General features: G+C 64.5%; 16 protein-coding genes. 6 read left to right on the forward strand and 10 right to left on the reverse strand.

Features of this window, described 5'->3' with window-relative positions; genetic code table 11:
- Window positions 1-19: 19 nt before the first annotated feature.
- The 4 genes from G4D77_RS11190 to rodA form a co-directional block, all read right to left on the reverse strand.
- Window positions 20-1,177, reverse strand: a complete 1,158-nt coding sequence (locus G4D77_RS11190) for a 3-deoxy-7-phosphoheptulonate synthase (protein WP_016448014.1) — start codon at window positions 1,175-1,177, stop codon at window positions 20-22.
- 441 nt (window positions 1,178-1,618) lie between these two features.
- Window positions 1,619-2,239 carry a hypothetical protein gene (locus G4D77_RS11195; RefSeq protein ID WP_016448015.1) on the reverse strand — a complete coding sequence of 207 codons (621 nt, stop codon included), beginning with the start codon at window positions 2,237-2,239 and terminating at the stop codon, window positions 1,619-1,621.
- 97 nt (window positions 2,240-2,336) lie between these two features.
- A complete protein-coding gene (tldD, locus tag G4D77_RS11200; protein ID WP_016448016.1) occupies window positions 2,337-3,797 on the reverse strand; it encodes a metalloprotease TldD in 1,461 nt (486 codons plus the stop codon).
- A gap of 352 nt (window positions 3,798-4,149) precedes the next feature.
- The gene (gene rodA / locus G4D77_RS11205; RefSeq protein WP_016448017.1) at window positions 4,150-5,319 is read right to left on the reverse strand and encodes a rod shape-determining protein RodA; all 1,170 of its coding nucleotides are present in this window, start codon (window positions 5,317-5,319) and stop codon (window positions 4,150-4,152) included.
- Window positions 5,320-5,531: 212 nt separating this feature from the next.
- On the opposite strand from rodA, the gene G4D77_RS11210 reads away from it, so the two are divergent.
- From G4D77_RS11210 to ruvC, 6 genes are read left to right on the forward strand one after another with little or no spacing between them, the layout of a single operon-like run.
- Window positions 5,532-6,116: a YqiA/YcfP family alpha/beta fold hydrolase gene (locus G4D77_RS11210; RefSeq protein ID WP_016448018.1), complete on the forward strand. Its 585-nt coding sequence runs from the start codon at window positions 5,532-5,534 to the stop codon at window positions 6,114-6,116.
- Window positions 6,117-6,171: 55 nt separating this feature from the next.
- A complete protein-coding gene (locus G4D77_RS11215) occupies window positions 6,172-8,238 on the forward strand; it encodes a ribonuclease catalytic domain-containing protein (RefSeq protein WP_154835656.1) in 2,067 nt (688 codons plus the stop codon).
- Between the two features lie 48 nt (window positions 8,239-8,286).
- The gene (locus G4D77_RS11220; RefSeq protein WP_016448020.1) at window positions 8,287-9,150 is read left to right on the forward strand and encodes an energy transducer TonB; all 864 of its coding nucleotides are present in this window, start codon (window positions 8,287-8,289) and stop codon (window positions 9,148-9,150) included.
- A gap of 38 nt (window positions 9,151-9,188) precedes the next feature.
- Window positions 9,189-10,046, forward strand: coding sequence for a shikimate dehydrogenase (gene aroE, locus G4D77_RS11225; protein ID WP_154835658.1), 858 nt, complete (start codon window positions 9,189-9,191; stop codon window positions 10,044-10,046).
- A 7-nt stretch (window positions 10,047-10,053) separates the two neighbouring features.
- Complete coding sequence (gene mtgA / locus G4D77_RS11230; protein ID WP_016448022.1) at window positions 10,054-10,770, forward strand: monofunctional biosynthetic peptidoglycan transglycosylase; 717 nt, start codon at window positions 10,054-10,056, stop codon at window positions 10,768-10,770.
- Window positions 10,771-10,787: 17 nt separating this feature from the next.
- Complete coding sequence (gene ruvC / locus G4D77_RS11235) at window positions 10,788-11,336, forward strand: crossover junction endodeoxyribonuclease RuvC (protein WP_016448023.1); 549 nt, start codon at window positions 10,788-10,790, stop codon at window positions 11,334-11,336.
- On the opposite strand, the gene G4D77_RS11240 is transcribed toward ruvC, so the two are convergent.
- The 6 genes from G4D77_RS11240 to ftsA all read right to left on the reverse strand — a co-directional run bounded on the left by G4D77_RS11240 (window position 11,330) and on the right by ftsA (window position 17,745).
- Complete coding sequence (locus G4D77_RS11240; protein WP_154835660.1) at window positions 11,330-12,241, reverse strand: alpha/beta fold hydrolase; 912 nt, start codon at window positions 12,239-12,241, stop codon at window positions 11,330-11,332. The two genes, ruvC and G4D77_RS11240, sit on opposite strands and share 7 nt — an antisense overlap.
- Window positions 12,242-12,247: 6 nt before the next feature.
- Complete coding sequence (locus G4D77_RS11245; RefSeq protein ID WP_227740844.1) at window positions 12,248-13,732, reverse strand: coproporphyrinogen-III oxidase family protein; 1,485 nt, start codon at window positions 13,730-13,732, stop codon at window positions 12,248-12,250.
- 218 nt (window positions 13,733-13,950) lie between these two features.
- On the reverse strand, window positions 13,951-14,127 hold the full coding sequence (locus G4D77_RS11250; RefSeq protein WP_016448025.1) for a hypothetical protein: 177 nt from the start codon (window positions 14,125-14,127) through the stop codon (window positions 13,951-13,953).
- A 13-nt stretch (window positions 14,128-14,140) separates the two neighbouring features.
- Window positions 14,141-15,064, reverse strand: coding sequence for a UDP-3-O-acyl-N-acetylglucosamine deacetylase (gene lpxC / locus G4D77_RS11255; protein ID WP_016448026.1), 924 nt, complete (start codon window positions 15,062-15,064; stop codon window positions 14,141-14,143).
- A 93-nt stretch (window positions 15,065-15,157) separates the two neighbouring features.
- Window positions 15,158-16,396, reverse strand: a complete 1,239-nt coding sequence (ftsZ, locus tag G4D77_RS11260) for a cell division protein FtsZ (RefSeq protein WP_016448027.1) — start codon at window positions 16,394-16,396, stop codon at window positions 15,158-15,160.
- Between the two features lie 119 nt (window positions 16,397-16,515).
- A complete protein-coding gene (ftsA, locus tag G4D77_RS11265; RefSeq protein WP_012203404.1) occupies window positions 16,516-17,745 on the reverse strand; it encodes a cell division protein FtsA in 1,230 nt (409 codons plus the stop codon).
- Window positions 17,746-17,774: the final 29 nt, after the last annotated feature.

The raw sequence follows: 17,774 nt of genomic DNA on the forward strand, positions 1-17,774 counted from the left end.
CCCCGTTTTCTTTTGCGCCTCAGGCAGCCACCAAGGCTGCTGCCGCCTCGGTCTGCTTGACGCGGCGCTGCCGCACGGCGTCGGACAGCTCGGCCAGCGTGGCCAGGGAATCATCCCAGCCCAGGCAGGCGTCGGTAATGCTCTGGCCGTAGGTCAGGGCAGCCACTTCGTCCTTGCCGGGCGTGAACTTCTGGGCGCCGCCCACAAGATGGCCTTCGATCATCACGCCGAACACGCTGCGCGAGCCGCCGCTGATCTGTCCGGCGATGTCGCGGGCCACGTCCTTCTGGCGCTCATGCTGCTTGGAGCTGTTGGCGTGACTGCAGTCGACCATCAGCGTGGGCGTCAGGCCCGCCTTTTCGAGGTCCTCGCAGGCAGCGGCCACGTTGGCAGCGTCGTAGTTGGGAGTCTTGCCGCCGCGCAGGATGACGTGGCAATCCTGGTTGCCCGCCGTGTTCACGATGGCAACCTGGCCATTCTTGTGCACCGACAGGAAGTGGTGGCCACGGCTGGCCGACTGGATGGCGTCGGTGGCGATGCGAATGTTGCCGTCCGTGCCGTTCTTGAAGCCGATGGGCGCCGAGATGCCCGAGGCCAGTTCACGGTGGACCTGGCTTTCCGTGGTGCGCGCACCGATGGCGCCCCAGCTGATCAGATCGGCGATGTACTGGGGAGAGATCACGTCCAGGAACTCGCTGGCGGCCGGCACGCCCAGGCGGTTGATGTCGATCAGCAGTTGCCGCGCAATGCGCAGGCCCTCGTCGATGCGGTAGCTCTGGTCCAGGTAGGGATCGTTGATCAGCCCCTTCCAGCCCACGGTGGTGCGCGGCTTTTCGAAGTACACGCGCATCACGATCTCCAGCGTGTCCTTGTACTGCTCGCGTATGGGCGCCAGGCGGCGCGCGTACTCGATGGCGGCCGCCGGATCGTGGATGGAGCAGGGGCCGACGATGACCAGCAGGCGGTCATCCTCGCCAGCCATGATGTTGTGGATGGTGCGGCGGGTATCGCCGATCAGGGTTTCGACGGCCGTACCGCGGATGGGGAAGAAGCGAATGAGGTGCTCGGGAGGGGGCAACACGGTGATGTCCTTGATACGTGCGTCGTCGGTTTGGCCAGTCTTTTGGGAACCGCCGCGATACCAGGAATCGGCGAGGGAAGCTTGATGAGCAGTCATTGCTTGCTTTCGTGAGGAAAGATGGATCGTGGAAAACGGAGCGAAGAATCGGGAGGGGAAAAACAAAAAACCGCCGGGCTCTGCAGCTTCGGCGGTTCTGAGGGAGGTTTGTTCGGGTGCGCGCGCTTACCTCTCTTCCGCCGGGGAGGAGAACCAAAAGTAAAAGTAGAAGGAGGTACGGGCTTGCATGGGAACTGAATGTAGCACAGTCATTTTTCGCAGTGCAACATGGCCATGGCAGCACGGGGGGCGCACTTCACAGTGCCACAGAGAGAAACCTCAAAATCCACCACGCACTTAAACTGCTTTTTTAACCGTTAAACGCAAGAATATTTCGTCATCACGGATAAAAACACGATGGCATGCAGTTTTCTTGCATTCACCTTTGAAAACGTGCAAACCCCAGAAAATGACGCTTCCGCGCATCGCGGCAGGCCCGCCTCAACGCCGCAGCAAGGAGTCGCGCAGCCTGCGCAGTGCTCGGCGCAGGGCGCTCCAGGGACGCCAGCGACGCGTCCGGTACCAAGGCTGCATTGCGGCGGCATCGAACCCGCCGGCCACAGCGGCGGATTCCGCAAACATGTCTATCAACAGGCATGCATCTCCCAGCAGGCGCCAGCCCAGACGCTCGCAGCGACGGAAATGCTCGGGCTCCTGGGCATCGCCCACCAGCACGGATTGCTGCCAGGCGTGCACGACCTCCCTGAACCCCTTGAGCAGGCGCTGGTAGGCGGGAAATTCGTAGAGGGCGTGCCATACCGCCCCCAGCGTGGTGAGGAAGTGCTGGTGGTCCAGCACGGCCAGGTCGAGTTGCTGTATGGCCTCTTCCACGGCAGGGCGTGCACTGCCCGCATAGCGCACGCGCACGGCCTCGTCCAGCGCAACGGCCAGCAAGGCCAGTTGCTGGTGCATGGGCTGCAGATCGCCCACGATCAACTCGTTCAGCCAGACGCGGTTCAGCCGCGACTCGCCGGCCCAGGTGCGCCAGTGTTCCGGCAGGCTGCGCAGGGGATGGGCAGAAGTCTGCAGGCCTGGCCGGGAAGGAAAGGAAAGCTGGGTCATGGAATCGGCGCCGGGCGGCGCCCACGGAGCGCGGCGGGCCGCGTCAGGCAGGACAGAGGACCCGCCCCCTGCCATGCAGGGCGCGGGCATGCGACGGTCAGGCCGTGCCGCCCACCGTCAGGCCGTCGATGCGCAGCGTAGGCTGACCCACGCCCACGGGCACGCTCTGGCCTTCCTTGCCGCAGGTACCCACACCGCTGTCCAGGCGCATGTCGTTGCCGATCATGGTGATGTGCTTGAGCGATTCCGGGCCGCTGCCCACGATGGTCGCGCCCTTGACGGGGTACTGGATCTTGCCGTTCTCGACCCAATAGGCCTCGCTGGCGGAGAACACGAACTTGCCGCTGGTGATGTCGACCTGACCGCCGCCGAAGTTGGTGGCGTACAGGCCCTTCTTGATCGAGGCCACGATTTCCTGCGGATCCTTGTCGCCACCTAGCATGTAGGTGTTGGTCATGCGCGGCATGGGGATGTGGGCATAGCTTTCGCGGCGGCCGTTGCCCGTGGGCTTGACGCCCATCAGGCGGGCGTTCATTGCGTCCTGGATGTAGCCCTTGAGGATGCCGTCCTCGATCAGCACATTGCTCTGGCTGGTGCAGCCCTCGTCATCGACGTTGAGCGAACCGCGGCGATCGGCCAGCGTGCCGTCGTCCAGCACGGTGACTCCCTTGGCCGCCACGCGCTGGCCGATGCGGCCGCTGAAGGCGCTGGCGCCCTTGCGGTTGAAGTCGCCTTCCAGGCCGTGGCCCACGGCTTCGTGCAGCAGCACGCCGGGCCAGCCGGGGCCAAGCACCACGGTCATTTCGCCTGCCGGCGCGGGGCGCGACTGCAGGTTGGTGAGGGCCGCGCTCACGGCTTCGTCCACATATTGCGTGATCTGCTCATCGCTGAAATAGGCCAGGCCAAAACGGCCACCACCGCCGGCCGAACCCACTTCGCGCCGACCCTTTTGCTCGGCGATCACGGTGACGGAAAGACGCACCAGCGGCCGCACGTCGGCAGCCAACGTGCCATCGGCGCGGGCGACCAGCACCACGTCGTACTCGCTGGCCAGGCCGGCCATGACCTGGACAACACGCGGGTCCTTGGCGCGGGCCAGGGTTTCGACCTTGCCCAGCAGCTCGACCTTGGCCGTGCTGTCCAGCGTGGCAATGGGATCCAGCCCCGGATACAGCGAGCGGCTTTGCGCGATCTTGGACGCGTTGGCGCGCACGCGCTTGCTCTGGGCCGCGCTCGAGATGGAGCGCACGGTGCGTGCCGCATCCAGCAGGGAGGCTTCGGAAATATCGTCGGAATAGGCAAAGGCCGTCTTCTCGCCGCTGACCGCCCGCACGCCCACACCCTGGTCGATGCTGAAGCTGCCGGTTTTGACGATGCCCTCTTCCAGGCTCCAGCCTTCGGCGCGGGTGTACTGGAAGTAGAGGTCGGCGTCGTCGACCTGGTGGCTGCGGATCTCGGCCAGTGCGCGCGCGAGATGGGTTTCATCGAGCCCGAAGGGCTCAAGCAGCAACTGGCGCGCTGTGGCCAGGCGTTCAATGGTGGGTTCGCGGGAGATCATTCGCCCATTGTAGAGAGCCGGCCATGCCCTCGCCGTGCAACGGGGGCAGCCAACGGTTCATGGGCCTGCAAAAAAGAACGGAATGCCGCCCCACCAGGCTGAGCGGCATTCCGTAGGCATGCATCCGCGTGGATGGCGAACATGCTGGCCCATGTCCGCGCTTGCTTTGTAGCGCGCCTCGGCGTCTGTGGCAAGTGCACGGTCATCCCGCAGACGTTATGGAAACAGGAGCATGCCAGTCTCATGCAGGCTTGGCTTGCTCGCCAAATCATAGGAAGAAACGGAGCTTTCCGGTAGCAGGCATCCAGACTATTTGACATTTGCAGGCGCCTTGGGCGCCGCAAACTGGTGTTCAGAGCGGGCCGCCGCCCTCGCCCGGCAGTTGCCGCTGCGAACGCGCCACCGACATCAGCACCCCCAGCGCCAGCCCCAGCGTGACCATGGCCGTGCCGCCGTAGCTGATGAAGGGAAGCGGCACGCCGACCACGGGCAGGATGCCGCTGACCATGCCCATGTTCACGAAGGCATAGGTGAAGAAGATCATGGCCACGGCCGCCGCCATGAGCCGCGCGAACAGCGTGTTGGCCTGGATGGCGATGGCCAGCCCGCGCCAGACCAGCAGCAGGAAGGAGACGATGATGAACAGGTTGCCGACCAGGCCGAACTCCTCGGAATAGGCGGCGAAGATGAAGTCGGTCGTGCGCTCGGGAATGAACTCCAGGTGGGTTTGCGTGCCTGCCATGAATCCCTTGCCCCAGACGCCACCGGAGCCGATGGCGATCATGCCCTGGATGATGTGGAACCCCTTGCCCAGGGGGTCGCGCGTGGGGTCCAGCAGGGTGCAGACCCGGGTCTGCTGGTATTCATGCAGCACGGGCCAGCGCACGCCGTCGGCGCACAGCTGGGGTTCGTACCAGACGATGAGGGTGATGCCGATCACACCGGCCAGCACGGGCGGAACGATGAGTTTCCAGGGCAGGCCCGCGAAGAAGATCACCGACAGGCCGGCCGCCATCACCAGCAGCGAGGTCCCCAGGTCGGGCTGCTTCATGATCAGCCCGACAGGCACCATGAGCAGCACCATGGCGATCACGAAGTCCGTGCCGCGCAGCTGGCCCTCGCGGCGCTGGAACCACCAGGCCAGCATCAGCGGCGTGGCGATCTTCAGCAGCTCGCTGGGCTGGATCACCACACCCACGTTGACCCAGCGCTGAGCCCCCTTCTTGGTGATGCCGAACAGCGCCACCGCCACCAGCAGCGCCACGCCCAGCATGTACAGCGGCACGGCCACCTTCATGAGCTGCTGCGGGGGAATCTGGGCCACGACAAAGAGGATGGCCGCCGCGATCAGCATGTTGCGCCCGTGGTCGGTGAAGCGCGTGCCGTGGTCGAAGCCCGAGGAGTACATGGCGATCAGCCCCGCCGACGCCAGCATGCCCACGAACAGCAGCAACCAGAAGTCAAAGCCCCGCAGCAGCGGGGCAACACGTTGCCAGAGGGAGGGCTTGTCGAATTCGGTCACGGGGATGGTCGGTCGCGGGCACGGGCCGCCATTATCCCGTGGCGCATGCGGCCCAGCCCGGCGCAGGGTTGCCCACAGAGGCGGTTGTCATCCTGCTGTCGGCCCGGGCCTTCCCTGCTGGGCGCCGCCCGCTGCAGCGGCCACAATGGGCCATGAGCCGTCCGGGCCGCATCCGGCGCCCGGCCCCAGCAACGCAAAGGAGAGCGCCCGCCATGACCACCACCCATTTGCTGTATCTGCACGGCTTTCGCTCCTCACCCCAATCCACCAAGGCCCGGCGCATGGCCGAACATGTGGCCACGCGCCATCCCCATGTGCGCTGGTGGAGCCCGCAATTGCCGCCATCCCCGCGCGAGGCGGCCGCCCTGATTGCCGACGGTATAGGCAGCTGGCCGCGAGAGACCATGGCCGTGATCGGCTCCTCGCTGGGCGGCTACTACGCCAGCTGGGTGGCCCAGCTGGCGCGCTGCCGCAGCGTGATGATCAACCCGGCCGTGAACCCGGCGCGCGATCTTGAAAAGTACATTGGCGAGCAGACGTCCTGGCACAACCCCGAGGAACGCTTTTTCTTTCGCCGCGAGTACATGGAAGAGCTGCGCGCGCTGGACACGCGCTCCATGACACCGGCCGCGCCCGAGATGCTGCTGGCGGCCGAGGGCGACGAAGTTCTGGACTGGCGCGAGATGAGCGCGCGCTACCCGCATGCGCTGCAGATCATCCAGGAAGGCGGCGATCACGCGCTGAGCAACTTCGAGGAGTACTTGCCTCAGCTGGACGAGTTCCTGAATCTGGCCTGATGCCGCGCAAGACTGCGCGGCAGCTGCCAGCCGCAGCATGGGAGAATGTCGGGCTATGCACGCATTGTTTGAAGAATCCGGCAAGTTCCTGGCCGGCCGCATCCTCTCCGAAGCCGACACCTCCGCCCAGGTGGAGCTGGACTCGGGCAAACGGGTCAAGGTCAAGTCGGCCAACATCCTGCTCAAGTTCGACAAGCCGGCGCCTGCCGAACTGATCGCCCAGGCGCAGGCGCAGGCCGCCCAGATCGATCTGGACCTGGCCTGGGAATTCGCCCCCGAGGAGGAATTCGGCTTTGCCGACCTTGCACGCGACTATTTCTCGGACAAGGCCACGCTGGCCGAGCAGGCCGGCGCGCTGTTCCGCCTCTACGACGCACCGCACTACTTCCGCCGCTCCGGCAAGGGTCGCTTCAAGAAGGCGCCGGCCGAGATCCTGCAGCAGGCGCTGGCCGGCATAGAGAAGAAAAAGCAGATCCAGGCCCAGATCACGGCCTGGGCCGAGCAGTTGGGCGCCGGCGAATGCCCCGGCCCCATCCGCGAGCAGCTCTACAAGATCCTGTTCCGCCCCGACAAGAACGCCGCCGAGTACAAGGCCGTGGTCGAGGCCAGCCGCGCCACGCGCCTGGCCCCGCTGGACCTGCTGCACAGGGCCGGCGCCATTGAATCGGCCTACGAGTTCCACTGGAAGCGCTTCCTGTTCGACCACTTCCCCAAGGGCACGCAGTTCCCGGCCCTGCAGGCACCCCAGCCACCGGCCGACCTGCCGCTGGCCGAGGTCCAGGCGTTTTCCATCGACGACTCGGCCACCACCGAAATCGACGATGCGCTGTCGGTGCGCGGCCTGGGCACGGGCACGGTCACCGTGGGTATCCACATTGCCGCGCCCGGTCTGGCCATCGTGCCGGGCACGCCGCTGGACCAGCTCGGCCGCTCGCGCCTGTCCACCGTCTACATGCCCGGCTACAAGATCACCATGCTGCCCGACGAGGTGGTGCAGATCTACACGCTGGACGAAGGCCGCGCCAACCCCGCCGTGTCGCTGTACGTCACCGTGGACGAGGCCACGCTGGAGACCACGGCCAGCGAGACGCGCCTGGAGCGCGTGCCCGTGCAGGTCAACTTCCGCCATGACAAGCTGGACCACATCGTCACCGAGCAGTGGCTGGCCGACCCTTCCTTCGAGGTCGAGGGCACGCCCGAAGTGCTGCAAGGCAAGCGCGCCGAACTGACGTTCCTGCAGCGCTGGGCCAAGCACCTGAAGGCAGGTCGTGAACTAGTGCGCGGCAAGCCCGAGAACTTCAACCGCCCCGACTACAACTTCCGCCTCGTGGGCAACGGCGGCGCCGAGCCCCGCGGCAACGAGCAGGTGGAGATCAGCGTGCGCAAGCGCGGCGCGCCGCTGGACCTGATCGTGGCCGAGGCCGCCATCGTGGCCAACAGCACCTGGGGCGGCTGGATGGCCGAGCTCGGCGTGCCCGGCATCTACCGCAGCCAAGCCAGCCTGGCGCCCGGCATCAAGGTGCGCATGTCCACCAAGGCGCAGCCCCATGCAGGCATCGGCGTCAAGAGCTATGCCTGGGCCACCTCGCCGCTGCGCCGCTACGTGGACCTGGTCAACCAGTGGCAGATCATTGCCTGCGCGCGCCACGGCAAGACCGCCGCCCTGGCCGCGCCGTTCAAGCCCAAGGATGCCGAGCTGTTCGGCATCATCAGCAGCTTCGACGGTGCCTACAGCGCCTACAACGGCTACCAGGCCGGCATGGAGCGGTTCTGGACGCTCAAGTACCTGCAGCAGCACGCCATCACCGAGCTGACGGCCACCGTCATCAAGGAAGGCATGGGCGGCGGCCTGCTGGTGCGCGCCGATGACCTGCCCCTAGTCTTCCCCGTGCTGGGCGTCACCGGCCTGCCGCGCGGCGCCCATGTGCGCGTGCGCCTGGGCGAGATCGACGAGATCGCGCTCGATGTCTCGGGCACGCTGATCGAGCGCCTGGACAGCGACGCCGCCGCTGCCGACGATGGAGCGGAGGACGACGAGGAGGCCGTGGCCGGCCCCATCGCCATCGCCGTGGACATGAACGAGACCGACGGCACGCCCGCGGCCGATCCTGCCCAGCCCTGATCTGCCCGCGCCCCAGCCTCGCATCCAAGCCACTGCCTTAGATCTGACGTGAAACTGCCTACCGCCTTCCGTTCCCTGAGTACGCTGCAGTTGGCACTGGGTGTCTCCATTGCCCTGCATGCCGGGTTGCTCTCGTTCCGGTTCATCGATCCGGAACGCTTCGACCGCGTGTTCCAGGACACGCCGCTGGAAGTCATCCTGGTCAATGCCCGCGCCAACGAGCAGCCCGACAAGGCGCAGGCCATCGCGCAGACCTCGCTGGCCGGCGGCGGCGAAGCCGACAAGGGCCGGGCCTCCAGCCCCATGCCCTACTCGGCGCTCACCGCCGTGGGCGACGACTTCGAGGAACGCCAGCGCCAGATTGACTCCATGCAGGAGCAGCAGACCGTCTTGCTGACGCAGTTGCGCAAGCAGGTCGCGGCCCTGCCGCCGCTGGACCCGCGCGAGGCGGCAAAGCAGACCAAGGAGCAGCAGGCCCAGCAGGAAAAGCGCCAGCAACTGGTCAAGCTGCTGGCCGAGATCGAAAAACGCATCAACGAAGAAAACGCCCGCCCCAAGAAGCGCTACATCAGCCCGTCCACGCGCGAGGCCGTCTACGCCATCTACTACGACGGCCTGCGCCGCAAGGTCGAGGACAAGGGCACGGAGAACTTTCCCGAGCAGGCCGGCAAGAAGCTCTATGGCGAGCTGGTCATGATCCTCACCGTCAACCACGACGGCCGCGTGCTGTCCACCGAGATCGTGCAGGGCTCGGGCAACCGCCTGCTGGACACCCGGGCCGAGGCCATTGCGCGTGCGGCCGGCCCCTTCGGCCATTTCGGCCCCGCCATGCGCGCCAAGGCCGACCAGATCGCCGTGGTCTCGCGCTTCAAGTTCACCCGCGAGCAGACGCTGCAGACGACCGTGCAGTAGCGCCCTCCTCCTCTCTTCGCGCACCCTCCTTTTCCGACATGACTTCCGCCGCAACCTCCTCCGACCGCTACTGCGTCATGGGCAACCCCGTCGCGCACAGCCGTTCGCCCTGGATCCATGCCCGCTTTGCCGAACTGTGCGGGCAGGACCTGCACTACGAGCGCCAGCATGTGGAGCTGGATGGCTTTGCCGAGGCCGTGCGCGGCTTCGTCGCGGCAGGCGGACGCGGCTGCAATGTCACCGTGCCCTTCAAGCTGGAAGCCGCACAGCTGGCCACCACCTCCAGCGAGCGCGTGCAACTGGCCGGCGCCGCCAACACCCTGGTGCTGGCGGCGGACGGCATCCATGCCGACAACACCGACGGCCTGGGCCTGGTGGCCGACATCGTGCGCAATGCAGGCGTGCCGCTGGCCGGGCGCGACCTGCTGCTGCTGGGCGCGGGTGGCGCCGCAGCCGGCGCACTGGGCTCGCTGCTTGCCGAGCGCCCGCGCCGCATCGCCGTGGTCAACCGCACCTTCGAGCGCGCCCAGGCCCTGGTGCAGCGCCATGCCGCCATTGCCGCGCAACATGGCGTGGAACTGGTGGCGCTGGAGCAGCAGGCCGTGGATGAGGATTTCGACGTGGTCATCAACGCCACCGCCAGCAGCCTGGCCGGTGCCGAGGTGCCCGTGCCGGCCCGCGTGCTGCGCCCTGGCAGCCTGGCCTACGACATGATGTACGGCCCCGCGGCCCAGTGCTTCATGCAGTGGGCCGAACAGCACGGCGCCACGGCCCGCGACGGGCTGGGCATGCTGGTGGAGCAGGCGGCCGAATCGTTTGCGCTGTGGCGCGGCGTGCGCCCGCCCTCGGCCCAGGTGCTGAACGAGCTGCGCGCCCATATTGCTCAAGGCGGCTGAGCGCTTCATGAAATCCCTGGCACGCGCCCTGCTGCTGGTGCTGTGCGCCGGCCTGCTGCTGCAGCTGTTCTTCGTGCTGCGCATTGCGCTGATGGTGGTGGTCGATCCCGAGTCCACGGCCTTCCAGCGCTCCGAAGCCTGGCAGATGCTGCGCAGCTCCGAAGGCCTGCACTGGAGCCAGCAATGGCTGCCCTATGACCGCATCGCGCCCACGCTCAAGCGCGCCGTCATTGCCTCCGAAGACGACAGCTTCACCGAACACCACGGGGTGCAATGGGAAGCCATCGAGAAAGCCTGGCAGCGCAACCAGCGCGCCGAAGCCCGGGCCATGAAGGCCGACAACGGCAAGGCGCCCAAGATCTATGGCGGCTCCACCATCACGCAGCAGCTGGCCAAGAACCTGCTGCTGTCGGGCGAACGCAGCCTGCTGCGCAAGGGGCAGGAACTGGTGCTGACCCAGCTGCTGGAACTGATGCTGAGCAAGCAGCGCATCCTGGAGATCTACCTCAACAGCGTGGAATGGGGCCAGGGCGTGTTCGGCGCCGAGGCGGCTGCTCGCCACTACTTTCGCAAGAGCGCCTCCCAGCTCAGCGCCGCCGAGGCCGCGCGCCTGGCCGTGATGCTGCCCCAGCCCAAGCGCTTCGAGAAGCTGCCCAACTCCGGCTATCTGCTGCAGCGCACGCGCACGGTCATGCAGAGAATGCCCAGCGCCGTCGTCCCCTGAACAGCTACATTCACTCCATGCGCATCCTTGGAATCGACCCCGGCCTGCAGACCACGGGATTCGGCGTGATCGACGTCGACGGCCACCGCCTGGCCTATGTGGCCAGCGGCACCATCCGCACCACGGGCATCGCGCTCGGCGACCTGCCGGGCCGGCTCAAGCTGCTGTTCGACGGCATCTCGGAAGTCGCCAGCCGCTACCAGCCCGACACCTCGGCCGTGGAAATCGTCTTCGTCAACGTCAATCCCCAGTCCACCCTGCTGCTGGGCCAGGCACGCGGCGCCGCGCTCACGGCCCTGGTCAACGCCGGCCTGCCGGTGGCCGAGTACACGGCACTGCAGATGAAGAAGGCCATGACCGGCCATGGCCGCGCGGCCAAGAGCCAGATCCAGGAAATGGTGCGCCGCCTGCTGCAACTGCCCGGCCTGCCCGGCACCGACGCCGCCGACGCCCTGGGCCTGGCCATCACCCACGCCCATGCAGGCGCCGCCATGACGAAGATGGCCGAGGTCACGCAGCTGCAACGCCGCCAGCATGCGGTCTACAAGGGCGGCAGGGTCTATTGAGGCGCCTCGGAGCACTGCGCTCCGTCTCCCGCGAGACCGTGAGCAGGCTCTAAGGATGATGCGGCGCCGATCCTCAGCTTCATCCACTGCGCGATCCGTGGATATACGTCGGACTGCGCGTTGCCCGCCATCAACAGCCGGCTGTGACTGTAGTCCTCCTGAAAACAGGTGGCCTTGCCGCACAGCAGGAATTCGATGTCCTTACCTCCAAAAGCCCTGGCTAAAGCTTCGCACCCCTGCCAAGGGGCGATCACACGGTCGGCAGATCCCGCAAGCGCCAGAACGGGAATACGAACCTCGGTTAGCCTGCGCAAATAGTCCATGCCGTCATAACCGACGAATTTGCGCTGCAGGTTCCAATAGCACCACTGGCGCATCAGGCGGGCGCTTTCCCTCTCGGGACCGACCATGCCGCTCGCGGTAAGCCATTGTCTGCGGGCAATCCAGGCCCCGTAGCCCTTGATTGCAGCCCACGACGCAAAAGTTGCCGCAGCATGGGTCACCTGGGCGGCAAGTAGCACCAGGCCAGCCAGATACGCATGCGCCCGATCGGGCCGACGCGCAGCCCAGATGGCAGCGGCAATACCTCCACCGCTATGCCCTATGAGCGTCAAGCGCCGCCCCCCCTCTTGACGATGAATCTCTCCGAGAGCGCTTTCAATGTCCTCTTCGGCCACCGTTTCTAAGTCGTAGTCGTGGGTGGTTGGCGGATTCAGCCCATGCCCGCGCCAATCAAACAGCCAAACGCCATAACCTTGTAAAGCGAGGAATCTACCTAGTCTCTTGCATGACGTGACGTTAGAAAACGTGCCATGCGTCACGGCCACCACTGGCCCCTCCGAAGGGCCGATGCGCGTCAGCACGATGACATGGCCATCCCTGGTCGGTGCATGGATTTTCTGCATGCGCCGTCAACCTTTTGAAATCTGGATGAAGCGCTTGCCTTCAGCCTGAATTGCATCGCGGCCCATACGCATCTCCTGCAAGCGGGCATGCGAGAACAATGATTGAATCATCGGAATCAAGAACCGCCCTAGACCCATCATGCGAATGGTAGACCCAGATTTCTCTATCCATTGCCGTGCATCCAGTTCATCCCATATGGGTGCATAGTCTTGGACTACCTCCGTACCAAATGCTTGCTCATAGGTAGTCCCATCAATTTTCATAGTCTGCAATTGTTGAAATATATAGACCAACCGAAGATCCTCCGGCGTATATTCGAAGTATTTTTCTACTGGCAAAATACCAGCATCAATGCATTCGAAGTAGCCCTGCATTGAGCGCTTGTTCATCTGTATCCAGTTTGGCCCGCCTTCATTTGGCCAAGTCATGCAGCCACTGATGGCCGCATAGCCGATGCCGACCATGTTGCAGGTCACCGCCATCACACCCTCGGTATCCTTTTGAAGAAATTCGCGAAGCTGCTGCTCATATTGATAGCGCTCGGCATTTTCATACGAAAATCTCCCCGCCTCACTTTCGATGCGCTCCCAATCGTAAAGCGTTGCCTGACGGAAGCCACGCGATCCTAGATAGCTGCAAGCAGCTTCATACATCTCGTACGTATTCTCGAACGAGGGCAACAGATCTCGCTGCTGCCGGCTGAAATCACTTCGACCAGCGATATTGAGTTGATATAGCGTGATATGGCGCACACCGAGATCGCAGACTTCACGAAGATCGCGCAACATGTCATGCAAGGTTTGCTCAGGCCAGCCATAAATGAGATCTACGTTGACGGAAAGGCGTGCAGCATTGAACTCTTCCAGGGCGCTGATCACCTGCTCATGGGTCTGCCTTCGACCACTGTATCGAATGAGCCTGTCGCTCATCTGCTGCACCCCCATGCTGACTCTGTTGAAACCCGCCTCTTTTATGGCTTGAACCTTGTCATGGTTGAAAAGTTGGGGAATACCTTCAAGCGTTCGCTCCACACCTTCCGACGGTTCACCAAAAATACGCCTAGTGATATTCATTAGCCGAATATAGTCCTCTGCGCGCAACAGATTTGGAGTGCCTCCCCCCACATAAACAGATGAAAGCCTATCATGGCGAAGATGACACGCCATCATCTGCGCCTCTTTCTCCAGATAATCGAGATATTTCAACATGGCGCCATTCCCGCCATAGTCCTGCGTGGGGAATAGACAGAAACCACAATGATTTGGTGTAGTAGGGAGGCAATAAGGTATGCCTATATAGAAATTGGCATTCATTGAACGGGTATTGCTTGATTCTCTGCGCGCCTCCCAACGATCATTTTCTTCCCCATTCGGGCCTCTCCAATACAACGGACTCGGGTGGGCATGCAACACCTTGTTGCTCTGAGGACGTCTCATTTCTTCATTAATGAAACGATGGGCCTGCTCTCGGGTAATACAGCTGATATGCATGAAGTCTCCTTTAGCATTTTTTGCCCCGGCAGGCACTTGCCACAAGAGCCCGCCAGGTACCTAAAAGCTAAAAGATTCATGAGAATCGACAAATAGGACAGCTCTGAAAATATGAAGAAAAAGATCAGATATTTCCTATTGAGCCCCACGCGTACTACGGCCTGGGTGTTTTCACCAAGCCCTGCCGAGTAGCTGAAGCCTGGAATCCGCTCAAGGTTTCAGACGATGCGTCCAAAGAACAGCACGGCGAAGAAGGTCACGCCGGCAATCACGGTCCACTTGAGGATGATGAAGCCCCAGCGCTTGTAGCGGGGCTGGCCCGTGCCCAGGTAGAACGCAAAGGACACGGCTGATGCCAGCAGCAGCACGGTGGCCAGCCAGCGGAAGATCAGCATGGCGGCGCCCGCCTCACCAGGCCCGCGCGGGCTGGGCGAAGCCCTTGGGCGCCTGGCGCTCGCTGTCGAAGCTGACCATTTCCCAGGCGTCGGGCTGAGCCAGCAGGGCACGCAGCAGCTGGTTGTTCATGCCGTGGCCCGAGCGGAAGGCGCTGTAGGCGGCCAGCAGGGGCCTGCCGATCAGGTACAGGTCGCCGATGGCGTCCAGGATCTTGTGCTTGGCGAACTCGTCGTCGTAGCGCAGGCCGTCGCTGTTGAGCACCTTGTAGTCGTCCATGACGATGGCGTTGTCCATGCCGCCGCCCAGCGCCAGGCCATGGCTGCGCAGCATTTCCACGTCCTTGGTGAAGCCGAAGGTGCGCGCGCGCGCGATGTCGCGCGTGTAGTTGTCCTCGCCCATGTCGAACTCCACGCACTGGCCGGTGGAGTCCACGGCAGGATGGGCGAAGTCGATCTCGAAGCGCAGCTTGAAGCCGTGGTACGGGTCAAAGCGTGCCCACTTGAGGTTCTGGCCCTCGCCCTCGCGCACCTCGACGGGGCGGATGACGCGGATGAAGCGCTTGGGCGCCTTCTGCAGCTCGATGCCCGCGCTTTGCAGCAGGAATACGAAGGAGGCGGAGGAGCCGTCGAGGATGGGCACTTCCTCGGCGGTGATGTCTATGTAGATGTTGTCGAGCCCGAGGCCGGCGATGGCCGACATCAGGTGCTCCACGGTATGCACCTTGGCGCCGCCCGTGCCGATGGTCGAGGCCATGCGCGTGTCGGTGACGGCTTCGGCGGAGATCGGGATGTCCACGGGCTCCGGCAGGTCCACGCGACGGAACACGATGCCGGTGTCGGGCTGCGCGGGACGCAGCGTCAATTCGACGCGCTGGCCGCTGTGCAGACCCACGCCCACGGCACGGGTGATCGTCTTGATGGTGCGTTGTTGGAGCATCCGGCTATTTTAAAGTGCGGCAGCCGTGCGCAGGGCATGGCCCTGGCACGGCATTCGCTATCACAACCATGCAGCGACCGTATCGGCCGCTGCTCAGTCAGCCTGCTTGCGCAGGAAGGCCGGGATTTCCAGATCGTCCATGCCGCCGGAGGCCAGGGCATCGACGCGGGCAGCGGCCTGCGTGCGGTTGGTACGCCAGACGCTGGGCACCGACATGTTGTTGGCATAGTCGGCGCCGCCAGCGGCACCGCCGACCAGGCCGCCGGCTGCCGTTGCGGCACCCATGGAGGCCGAAGGCAGCTGGTAGCTCATGTTGTCGGTACCGGTGCGCAGGCCACCCTGCACCACCTGCATGTTCTGGCGGCGTGCGCTGGGGCGCGACAGGCCGGTGGCCACCACGGTGACGCGGATCTCGTCACCCAGGCTGTCGTCGTAGGCAGCGCCGTAGATCACATGCGCATCGGGCGAGGCGTAGGCATTGATGGTGCTCATGGCCAGGCGCGACTCGGACAGCTTGAGGCTGCCCTTGGCGGCCGTGACCAGCACCAGCACGCCCTTGGCGCCCGACAGGTCGATGCCCTCCAGCAGCGGGCAGGCCACGGCCTGCTCGGCAGCGATGCGCGCGCGGTCGGGGCCGGCGGCCTTGGCCGTGCCCATCATGGCCTTGCCGGGTTCGCCCATGACGGTGCGCACGTCTTCGAAGTCGACGTTCACATGGCCGTACTCGTTGATGATTTCGGCAATGCCGCCCACGGCGTTCTTGAGAACGTCGTTGGCATGGGCAAAGGCCTCGTCCTGCGAGATGTCGTCGCCCAGCACGTCCAGCAGCTTCTCGTTGAGCACGACGATCAGCGAATCGACGTTGGCTTCGAGTTCGCTCAGGCCGCTGTCGGCGTTGGCCATGCGTCGGCCGCCTTCCCACTCGAAGGGCTTGGTGACCACGCCCACGGTGAGGATGCCCATTTCCTTGGCCACGCGCGCGATCACGGGCGCAGCGCCCGTGCCCGTGCCGCCGCCCATGCCGGCCGTGATGAACAGCATGTGCGCGCCTTCGATGGCAGTGCGGATGTCGTCCTCGGCCAGCTCGGCGGCTTCGCGGCCCTTGTCGGGCTTGCTGCCCGCACCCAGGCCGCTGCCACCGAGCTGGATGGTGCGGTGGGCGCTGCTGCGCAGCAGCGCCTGCGCGTCGGTGTTGGCGCAGACGAATTCCACACCCTGCACGTTGCGCGCAATCATGTGCTCGACGGCGTTGCCGCCGCCGCCGCCAACGCCGATCACCTTGATCTGCGTACCCTGGTTGAATTCTTCAACTTCAATCATGTCGATGGGCATGTTGGTTCTCCTGTAGCTCTCTGTAAGTGGTCACCACCGTCTGGGGAAAATTCTGTCTTCTGTCCGGTATTCGGAAGCCGGTGGGCGGGCCGGTAATGCGCAGTCGATGAAAGCACATATCAAAAGTTCCCCACGATGAAGTCTTTGAAACGGCCAAAAGCGGTCTTCATCGACCCACTCTTTTGTGCCACCTTGAAACCGCGCAGGCGAGCCAGGCGGGCCTCTTCGAGCAATCCCATCACGGTGGCGGCGCGGGGTTGAGCCACCATGTCAGCCAATGCGCTCGAATACTTGGGGATGCCGCGGCGCACGGGCTTGAGGAAGATGTCCTCGCCCAGTTCCACCATGCCCGGCATGACGGCGCTGCCGCCGGTCAGCACGATGCCCGAGGACAGCACTTCCTCGTAGCCTGAATCGCGCACCACCTGCTGCACCAAAGAAAAGATCTCTTCCACGCGCGGCTCGATCACGCCGGCCAGCGCCTGCTTGCTGATCATGCGCGGGCTGCGGTCGCCCAGGCCCGGCACTTCGACCTGGGCATCGGGGTCGGCCAGCAGCTGCTTGGCATAGCCGCTTTCGACCTTGATGTCCTCGGCGTCCTTGGTGGGCGTGCGCAGCGCCATGGCGATGTCGCTGGTGATCAGGTCGCCCGCGATGGGAATCACGGCCGTGTGCCGGATGGCGCCGCCCGTGAAGATGGCCACGTCGGTGGCGCCCGCGCCGATATCGACCACGGCCACGCCCAGCTCGCGCTCGTCATCGGTGAGCACGGCCTGGCTCGATGCCAGCGGGTTGAGCAGCAGCTGCTCGACCTCCAGGCCGCAGCGGCGCACGCACTTGATGATGTTCTCGGCCGCGCTCTGCGCGCCCGTGACGATGTGGATCTTGGCCTCCAGGCGGATGCCGCTCATGCCGATGGGCTCGCGCACTTCCTGGCCGTCGATCACGAATTCCTGCGGCTCGACCAGCAGCAGCCGCTGGTCCGAGGAGATGTTGATGGCCTTGGCCGTCTCCATCACCCGCGCCACGTCGGTGGCCGTGACTTCCTTGTCCTTGATGGCCACCATGCCGCTGGAGTTCAGGCCGCGGATGTGGCTGCCGGTGATGCCGGTGCACACGCGCTGGATCTTGCAGTCGGCCATCAGCTCGGCCTCCTTCAGCGCCTGCTGGATGCTCTGCACCGTGGCGTCGATGTTGACCACCACGCCCCGCTTGAGTCCGTTGCTCGGGGCCACGCCGAGGCCTGCGAGCTTGAGTTCGCCGTTGTACAGGACCTCGGCGACCACGACCATGACCTTGGCCGTGCCGATGTCCAGTCCGACGATCACATCTTTGTATTCTCTTGCCATATCAGCATCCGCCCCCGGTTGGTTCTGTC

It is taken from the genome of Delftia sp. WY8 (assembly GCF_018437695.1).
Taxonomy (GTDB): domain Bacteria; phylum Pseudomonadota; class Gammaproteobacteria; order Burkholderiales; family Burkholderiaceae_C; genus Comamonas; species Comamonas tsuruhatensis.

Coding starts and splice junctions, on each gene's coding strand:
- lpxC (WP_016448026.1), bottom strand. CDS start 15,064: ATGCTCCAACAACGCACCATCAAGACGATCACCCGTGCCGTGGGCGTG.
- mtgA (WP_016448022.1), top strand. CDS start 10,054: ATGAAATCCCTGGCACGCGCCCTGCTGCTGGTGCTGTGCGCCGGCCTG.
- G4D77_RS11215 (WP_154835656.1), top strand. CDS start 6,172: ATGCACGCATTGTTTGAAGAATCCGGCAAGTTCCTGGCCGGCCGCATC.
- G4D77_RS11195 (WP_016448015.1), bottom strand. CDS start 2,239: ATGACCCAGCTTTCCTTTCCTTCCCGGCCAGGCCTGCAGACTTCTGCC.
- G4D77_RS11250 (WP_016448025.1), bottom strand. CDS start 14,127: ATGCTGATCTTCCGCTGGCTGGCCACCGTGCTGCTGCTGGCATCAGCC.
- aroE (WP_154835658.1), top strand. CDS start 9,189: ATGACTTCCGCCGCAACCTCCTCCGACCGCTACTGCGTCATGGGCAAC.
- G4D77_RS11210 (WP_016448018.1), top strand. CDS start 5,532: ATGACCACCACCCATTTGCTGTATCTGCACGGCTTTCGCTCCTCACCC.
- G4D77_RS11190 (WP_016448014.1), bottom strand. CDS start 1,177: ATGACTGCTCATCAAGCTTCCCTCGCCGATTCCTGGTATCGCGGCGGT.
- ftsA (WP_012203404.1), bottom strand. CDS start 17,745: ATGGCAAGAGAATACAAAGATGTGATCGTCGGACTGGACATCGGCACG.
- ftsZ (WP_016448027.1), bottom strand. CDS start 16,396: ATGCCCATCGACATGATTGAAGTTGAAGAATTCAACCAGGGTACGCAG.
- G4D77_RS11240 (WP_154835660.1), bottom strand. CDS start 12,241: ATGCAGAAAATCCATGCACCGACCAGGGATGGCCATGTCATCGTGCTG.
- ruvC (WP_016448023.1), top strand. CDS start 10,788: ATGCGCATCCTTGGAATCGACCCCGGCCTGCAGACCACGGGATTCGGC.
- G4D77_RS11245 (WP_227740844.1), bottom strand. CDS start 13,732: ATGCATATCAGCTGTATTACCCGAGAGCAGGCCCATCGTTTCATTAAT.
- tldD (WP_016448016.1), bottom strand. CDS start 3,797: ATGATCTCCCGCGAACCCACCATTGAACGCCTGGCCACAGCGCGCCAG.